Annotated in this window: 7 protein-coding genes; 5 read left to right on the forward strand and 2 right to left on the reverse strand. The window is 68.2% G+C overall.

All coding sequences use genetic code 11. The annotated features are described in order from the left end of the window. Both VED21_RS29355 and VED21_RS29360 read left to right on the forward strand, forming a co-directional pair. On the forward strand, positions 1–485 hold a 485-nt coding region (locus tag VED21_RS29355), incomplete at its 5' end, for an HRDC domain-containing protein (RefSeq protein ID WP_324888802.1). A 174-nt stretch (positions 486–659) separates the two neighbouring features. Next, a complete protein-coding gene (locus tag VED21_RS29360) occupies positions 660–1,955 on the forward strand; it encodes a hypothetical protein (RefSeq protein WP_324888804.1) in 1,296 nt (431 codons plus the stop codon). 95 nt (positions 1,956–2,050) lie between these two features. Here the strand turns inward: VED21_RS29360 and VED21_RS29365 are convergent, their stop codons facing one another. Next, positions 2,051–2,269, reverse strand: coding sequence for a hypothetical protein (locus tag VED21_RS29365; protein WP_324888806.1), 219 nt, complete (start codon positions 2,267–2,269; stop codon positions 2,051–2,053). Between the two features lie 218 nt (positions 2,270–2,487). On the opposite strand from VED21_RS29365, the gene VED21_RS29370 reads away from it, so the two are divergent. Then, positions 2,488–4,206, forward strand: a complete 1,719-nt coding sequence (locus VED21_RS29370) for a solute carrier family 23 protein (protein WP_324888808.1) — start codon at positions 2,488–2,490, stop codon at positions 4,204–4,206. A 44-nt stretch (positions 4,207–4,250) separates the two neighbouring features. Here the strand turns inward: VED21_RS29370 and VED21_RS29375 are convergent, their stop codons facing one another. Continuing rightward, positions 4,251–5,075, reverse strand: a complete 825-nt coding sequence (locus tag VED21_RS29375) for a cell envelope integrity EipB family protein (protein WP_324888810.1) — start codon at positions 5,073–5,075, stop codon at positions 4,251–4,253. A gap of 106 nt (positions 5,076–5,181) precedes the next feature. Between VED21_RS29375 and VED21_RS29380 the strand changes: the two genes are divergently transcribed. After that, the gene (locus VED21_RS29380) at positions 5,182–6,162 is read left to right on the forward strand and encodes a D-glycerate dehydrogenase (RefSeq protein WP_324888812.1); all 981 of its coding nucleotides are present in this window, start codon (positions 5,182–5,184) and stop codon (positions 6,160–6,162) included. A 288-nt stretch (positions 6,163–6,450) separates the two neighbouring features. Further along, positions 6,451–6,875, forward strand: a 425-nt coding sequence (locus VED21_RS29385) for a GGDEF domain-containing protein (RefSeq protein ID WP_324888814.1), incomplete at its 3' end; no start/stop codon positions are given.

Raw genomic sequence — 6,875 nt, forward strand, 5'->3', positions numbered from 1 at the left:
AGCGGCGCGACCTGCCGCGCTCGCGCGTGCTGCGCGACGAGGCGCTCCTGGAGATCGCCGCGCACGCGCCGACCACCGTCGACGACCTCGCCCGCACGCGCGGCATGGGGCGCGGATTCGCCGAGGGCAAGCAGGGGACGGACGTGCTGGCCGCCGTGCAGCGCGGCCTCGACCTGCCCGAATCCGAATGCCCGCGAGTCGAGGCGCGCGAAGAACTGCCGCCGGGCCTGACGCCGATCATCGAGTTGCTGCGCGTGCTGCTCAAGATGAAGTGCGACGAGAACCACGTGGCGAGCAAGCTGGTGGCCTCGGCCGCCGACCTGGAGGCCATCGCCGCCGACGACAACGCCGACGTGCCGGCGCTGCACGGCTGGCGCCGCGAGCTGTTCGGCGACGACGCGCTGGCGTTGAAGCACGGGCGCATCGCTCTGGCCGTCCAGGACCGCCGCGTCCGCATCGTTCCGGCACCGCCGGCCGGGTCGTGACTGCGGGGAATCAAGTATAGACGCTTAACTATAAATATCGGTGCCTACGCATTAACCACGGTTTAATGCATTTTTAAAGATAGCTAGGGTTAACTTCGCTCGTTAGGGGAATCGCGTGCCCGCATCGTGGCAGGCCGGCCCGCCAGAGCCTTCCCGCGCTGGGAGACGTTGTTGATGAGCAGTTTTCGCGGCAAACCACCGATCGGACGCGACCGCGTTCGCCTCTCCTCGTCGGAGAAGCAGCAGGCCGTGGCCGCCGCGAAGGATTCCCGGCCGGAATTCGACAACGACAAGCTGCTGAACCTGCTGCGGTCCGCCAAGAACGAGCTGCAGGGCATGCGGCTCATCCACATGCACCTGTCGCTGCTGAAGGACAAGGACCCATCCAGCCAGATGATCGTCCGCACGATCATTCAGGAACTGGGGTCGAAGGCGTCCTATCTTCAGTCCTTCAACATCTCGAACGGCGACGTCATCGTCCTCTACAAGGGCCTGAAGCTGACCGGCGTCACCGAGGTGTGCCAGAAGGTCGAGCAGATCTTCCTGTCGAAGACCACGCTGACGGGGCCGAACCCGTACAAGGAGTATTCGCTCTACTCGATCATGGAACTGGCGTTGAACTTCGTCAACGTCATCCGGTTCGTCGAAGAGTTGCAGGCGGGCGAGGCGGGCACCCATTCCACGGAGACCAAGCCGCCGATCACGCTGGAGGAAATGGGCAAGCTCGAACGTCAGATGCAGATGTTCGACCTGTCGCCCTTCCTGTTCAACCAGGCGATCGCCAACCTGGATCCCCAGGGCGACGACGAGAACGAGTATTACGAGCTCTACATCTCGATCAAGCTGCTGCAGGAACGGCTCTGCCCGGAATACGACCTGACGGCCAACAAGTGGCTGTTCAACTACTTCACCGCCAACCTCGACCAGTCGGTGCTGCGGGCGCTGAACCACGGGCTGTCGTTCATGCGCGGCCGGCGCATCGGCATCAACATCAACCTGTCGACGGTGATCTCCACCGGCTTCGTGAAGTTCGACGAGCGGCTGCCCATCGATTTCCGCGGCAACGTCGTGCTGGAGATCTCCAAGGGCGACCTGATCGAGAACCTGTCGCTGTTCAACGAGGTTGTCGACTTCGCGCAGGATCGCCGCTACCAGATCGCCGTGGACGGCCTGAACCCGTTCTGGGTCACCAATTTCGACCTGGAATACCTGAACGCCGACTACGCCAAGATCTTCTGGTCCAGCGACATGCTGGAGATGGATCCGGGCCTGGAGAAGTACTTCTTCGACCGCATCGCCGAGCAGGACCGCTGCAAGTTCATCCTGGCCCGTTGCGATACGGTGTCCAGCCTCGTCTACGCGCACAAGGCCGGCATCAAGATGGTGCAGGGCCGCGCCGTGGACAACATCATGCGCAAGGGCGTCAGCGTCCGCGACGCCGTGTCCGCCGCCAAGGGCATGACGGACTGAAACAGGTCCCGGCCGTTGGGTTTGCGCTGCGCTGAACCCAACCTACGGACGACCGTAGGTTGGGTTGAACCGCAGGTGAAAACCCAACGATAGGCTCACGCCGCCGCGGCGGGGCTTTCGATCAGGCGGTAGTAATCCGGATCGACCAGCACGAGGCAGCTGAGCGTCTTCACGTCGCCGTCATCCTCGGTGCTGACGACGCGGGCGTGCGGGATGTTGAAGAGGTTGAGGGTGTCCCGCACGCGCCACGCGCGGGCACTGGACGACCCGACGGACTGGTAGACCTGCCCGATCTGGACCTTCTTCTTGCTCATCCGAAAGACCTCTGAAACGATTGGTGCCGCATCACGGGCGCGGCGACCCCAACATATTGTCCTGTCCGCGATTTGCTTACAATTCGATATATGCCCTCGGCGTGTTCGCGGCGCACTGGTGTGTCGGCGCCGACACGCTTTATGCGTGGACCAACGGTTTGCGCGCCCGGCGGTCCTCTGCCACAGTTCACGTTCCCGCCGCCGTCCCGGACCCCGCCATGGCCAAACGCCCGCCCGAGCTGATCTACGGGCTGACCGACGTGCCTCCGTTGCCGGTGATCGTACTGCTGGCGCTCCAGCACATGGCGCTGATCGCCATCTACCTTGTGGTTGCGGTCAGCGTCGCCCGCATGGCCGGGCTGGACGCCGAGGCCGGCGGGCGGCTGGTCAGCCTGACCATGATCGCCGGCGGAATCGGCGCGGTCCTGCAGGCGCTGGGGCGATTCGGCATCGGCTCCGGCACCCTCGTGCCGACGACCACGACGACGATCCTGCTGCCGGCGGCGGAGGTGGCGCTGCGCCACGGCGGGCTGCCGCTGTTCCTGGGCATGAGCGCCTTCAGCGGCGCCGTGGTGGTGGTTCTGGCCCGCCTGATGCCGCGCCTGCGGCCGCTGTTCCCGCCGGAGATCGCCGGATTTGTCGTGTTCTTCGTTGGGCTGTCGGTGATGGTGCTGGCCGACCGGCAGTTCCTGGGCTTCGATGTGGCGGTGGCGCAGCGGCCGGCCTACCTCGCCGTGTCGGTGCTCACGCTGGCGGTGATCGTCGGCATCAGCGTGTGGGGCTGGCCGCGCCTGCGGCTGTTCTGCACGCTGATCGGCATCGCCGCCGGTTACCTTCTCGCCATCCCCTTCGGCCAGTACGAGCCGGCGCGGCTGGCCGAGTTGGCGTCGGCGCCGCTGTTCGCGCTGCCCGCCGTCGGCTCCTTCGGAATGGCGTTCGACGTTGCGCTGGTGCCCGCCTTCGTCATTTCGGCACTCGCCATGGCGCTGAACTCCGTCGGCGCGCTGACGGCGGCGCAACGTGCCAACGACGCGGAGTGGCAGCGGCCGGACGTCGTCAACATCGGCCGCGGCATCGTGGCGGACGGGCTGACCAACGTCGCGGCCGGCGTGATCGGCGGGGTGGGGCAGGCGGCCACCTCCGGCGCCGTCGGCCTGTCGCTGGCCACCGGCGCCACCTGCCGGGTGGTGGGGTTCGGCATCGGCGCGCTGCTGATCGGCTTCTCGCTGTCGCCGGCCCTGGCGACGGCGCTGCTGGTCATGCCGAAGCCGGTGATCGGCGCCGCCCTGCTGTTCAGCGGCTGCTTCCTGGTGGTCAACGGCGCGCAGATGATGGTCTCGCGCCTGCTCGACCCGCGCAAGGTGTTCATGCTGGGCATCGCGCTGGCGCTGGGCTTGGCGCGGCTGTCGGACCCCGGCTATTTCCAGGCGGTGCCCGACTGGATCGAGCCGTTGGTGGGCTCGCCCATGGCGACGGCGGTCACCGTGGCGGTGCTGCTGAACGCCGTGTTCCGCATCGGCATCCACCGCCGCAGCCGCTTCACCATTGACGCCGCGCGCCCGGAGCCCGCCCGGCTGTGGGACTTCATGACGGCGCAGGGCCAGCTGTGGGGCGCCGGGCCGGCCGTCGTCTACCGCGCCTGCTACGCCGTGCAGGAGGTGGTGGAGACGCTGGCGGCCAACGGCATGGTGGCGGGCGGCGGCGCCTTGCCGGCCGAGGTGCGCACCCGCTTCGACGAGTTCCGCTTCACCGTCTCCGTCACCTACTACGGCGAGCTGCTGGAGCCCAGCGCGCTGCGCCCCACCGAGCACGACATCCTGGAACACCCGGAAGGGGCCGCCCTGCTGGCCCGCTTCATGATCGGCCGCGTCGCCGACCGCATAGCGGCCGAGGCGAGGGACGGCCGCTGCGTGGTGACGATGGAGTTCGATGCGTGACGTGGCGCGCGTGATATGGCGCGCCAGGGATCAGCCGCCGGACTTCAGCAGCCGGACTTCGGCAGGGCCTCCAGCGTTTCCAGCACGGCGTTGACGGTGAAGTCGCCGTAGTCGATCTGCATCGATTCGGCCACGCCGTTCTGCAGCAGCGAAATGCTCATTTCGTATTCCGGCTGCGCGGCGTCGCTCTTCAGCGGGAAGAAGGCCATGCGCACCGGCCATGCCTTGCGGTCCCTGGTCAGGTCCGGCGTGCGCTCGCCCTTGGCCTTAGCGGCCGGGCCGACGACGGCGCTGATCTCCGTGGCGCCCTCGGCGTCGGCGCCGTCGAAGACGACGCGGTTGAAGAACACCTCGCCGGACCGGGCGCGGTCCAGCACGGCCACCGTGTGGGCGCTGGGGAACAGCGTGCCGGCGGGCAGCGGCATGTCGTTCTCCTCCGGCCGGACGAAGTGGGCGATGCCGCCGGTGCCGTCCTTCTCCATGGTGGCGTCGCCGCGCACCTCCTCGTCCACCTCGCCGTTCACGGTCTTGCGCACGTTGAAGCGATAGCGCAGGCCGTTCTTGGCTTCCCAGGTGGTGTAGTTGGTGGTCATGTTCATCTCGTCGCCTTCGGCGTAGACGAAGCGCAGCTGGAAGCGCTGCTCCGTCGTCCAGCCGTCGCAGGCGTCGGCCCATTCGAACATCATGCGGCCGCGCACGTCGGCCACCTTGCTCGACCCGCGCGCCTTCAGGAGCGACATCTTGTAGATGGCGCGGTGCGGCGCGATCTCGGCGGCCGCTTCCGCCGACCGCGCCGACACGGGGGAGAGCAGCAGCGCGGCGGCGACGGCGGCTGCGGTGACGCGGGCGGTGTGGCGGAGTGTGGACAAGGTGGCTTCCACGGGTGATTGAAACCGTTCACTCGGATAATGGGTGTTTTTCGCGCGGACCGAAAGGCCCGCCAAGCGCAATTCAACGAGAGGGGAGGAGCAACCGATGCAAACGAGCGACAGTCAGGCCCGTCCGGTGCTGCTGGTGACGCGTCGCCTGCCGGAGGCGGTGGAGGCCCGCGCGGCGCGCACCTACGACGCGCGGCTGAACCCGGACGACGCGCCGCAGACCGCGCCATCGCTGGTGGAGCGGGCCTCCGGCGCGGCCGGCATCCTCTGCTGCCCGGCCGAGAAGCTGACGGCCGACGTGATCGGTGCGCTGCCGGACAGTGTGCGGATCCTCGCCACCTTCTCCGTCGGAACCGACCACATCGACCTGGGCGCCGCGCGGGCGCGCGGCATCGTGGTCACCAACACCCCCGGCGTGCTGACCGACGCGACGGCCGACACGGCGCTCCTGTTGATCCTGGGCGCCGCCCGGCGGGCGTCGGAGGGCGAATCGCTGGTGCGCACCGGCGGCTGGACCGGCTGGACGCCGACCCAGCTGATGGGCACGCACCTGGGCGGAAAGCGCCTGGGCGTGTTCGGCATGGGGCGAATCGGCCAGGCGGTGGCGCGCCGCGCGCGGGCCTTCGGCATGAGCGTGCACTACTCCAACCGCAGCCGCCTGCCGGCCGAGCTGGAGGAGGGGGCGGTCTTCCACGCCGATCCGGAAGCGATGCTGGCCGCGACCGACGTGCTGACCCTGCACTGCCCGGCCACGCCGCAGACGCACCACTGGCTGAACGCCGCCCGCATCGCCCGGCTGCCGCGCGGCGCCGTCGTCGTCAACACGGCGCGCGGCAGCGTGGTGGACGACGAAGCGCTGATCGCCGCGCTGAAGGACGGGCACGTCGCCGCCGCCGGGCTGGACGTCTTCGAGAACGAGCCGAACCTGCACCCCGGCTACCGCGGCCTGCCCAACACCTTCCTGCTGCCGCACCTGGGCAGCGCCACGGTGGAGACGCGCAACGCCATGGGCTTCAAGGCGCTCGACAACCTGGATGCCTTTTTTGCCGGGCAAGAGCCGCCCGACCGGGTGGCGTGAAGGGCAGGGGTGGGTCGTGGCGTGGGAAAGCTTTTCCCACGCCACGACCCCCCCTTCGCGCGCACCGGCGCGCTGGAACCCGCATGCCGGAAGGGCGCGTGGTATTTGGGTAAAATATCACGAAAATGTCCGGCGAATTGTTGCCGCCCGGAATTTCCTGCCGGGCGGGACCGGGGAAGGGCGATTTCTGCCGATGGGCAAAGTGGCGGAATCCAAGGAGTCCGGCTCTGGCACGCTCGTTGCTTCTGGCAAGGCGAAGCATTTCGCGCCAAGCGAGAGGAGCCGACCATGAACGCCTTCGCCGCCCTGGATACCGCCGCCGCACACAGCCTGGATGGTCTGGGCTGGAACCGCCTGCCGCACCCGCGCGGGCTCGGCATCGCGGTCGTCGAAGACACCGGCGAGCGCATCCTGGAGAGCGCGCTGGCGAAGCTGGCCGAGGCGCAGGACCTCATCAACCAGCAGCAGGAACGCATCGCCTACCTGGAAAGCCTGACCATGACGGACGAGCTGACCGGGCTGTTGAACCGCCGCGGCTTCTACGGCCACCTACGGCGCGAGCTGGCGGCGGCCCGGCGCAACCCGGCGGCCGGCGGCGTCCTGGTGATGATCGACCTGGACGGCTTCAAGGCCATCAACGACACGCACGGCCACCTGGCCGGCGACTTCTACCTGCGGCAGGTGGCACGCCTGCTCCAGCTCCACGTGCGGGC

The organism is Azospirillum sp., assembly GCF_035627195.1.
GTDB lineage: Bacteria > Pseudomonadota > Alphaproteobacteria > Azospirillales > Azospirillaceae > Azospirillum.

What these genes read in the sequence shown, in the direction of transcription:
- VED21_RS29360 (WP_324888804.1), top strand. Translation starts at nt 660, where the DNA reads ATGAGCAGTTTTCGCGGCAAACCACCGATCGGACGCGACCGCGTTCGC.
- VED21_RS29365 (WP_324888806.1), bottom strand. Translation starts at nt 2,269, where the DNA reads ATGAGCAAGAAGAAGGTCCAGATCGGGCAGGTCTACCAGTCCGTCGGG.
- VED21_RS29370 (WP_324888808.1), top strand. Translation starts at nt 2,488, where the DNA reads ATGGCCAAACGCCCGCCCGAGCTGATCTACGGGCTGACCGACGTGCCT.
- VED21_RS29380 (WP_324888812.1), top strand. Translation starts at nt 5,182, where the DNA reads ATGCAAACGAGCGACAGTCAGGCCCGTCCGGTGCTGCTGGTGACGCGT.